1 protein-coding gene is annotated in these 337 nt (G+C 70.0%); it reads right to left on the bottom strand.

Features of this window, described 5'->3' with window-relative positions; translation table 11 throughout:
- Positions 1-21 precede the first annotated feature (21 nt).
- Positions 22-337 (bottom strand): DNA cytosine methyltransferase (locus BEK98_RS47710; protein ID WP_143684316.1); only part of this gene is annotated, 316 nt, incomplete at its 5' end.

The following is a 337-nucleotide window of genomic DNA, read 5'->3' as shown; positions in this document are numbered from 1 at the left end:
CGGGGTCGGGGGTGCGGGGCATCAGGCTGCCAGGGCGAAGTCGTCGGGGTTGAGGGGGACGCTAAGGTGCGGGGCGAGGAGATGGGCGGCGAGCAGCGGCGGGACGGCGTTGCCGATCTGAGAGAACTGCTGGCCCTTGTTGCCTTGCCAGGGATAGTCGGCGGGAAAGCTCTGGAGGATGCCGGCCTCACGGGCGGTGATTCGTATCGGCTCGAGCACCGCGGAGGATGGCTCCCCCTGCTGTCCTGATGCGGTGGGCTCGGCAACCCACATGCACTCATTCGCCCGGTGGCCGAAGAACAGCGTGCCGGCCGGCTCGTCCGCGCGGCGGACGGTG

It is taken from the genome of Streptomyces diastatochromogenes (assembly GCF_002242805.1).
Lineage (GTDB): Bacteria > Actinomycetota > Actinomycetes > Streptomycetales > Streptomycetaceae > Streptomyces > Streptomyces diastatochromogenes.
The sequence above is the reverse complement of the archived record's forward strand: the minus strand, read 5'-3'. Positions and strand labels throughout refer to the sequence as shown.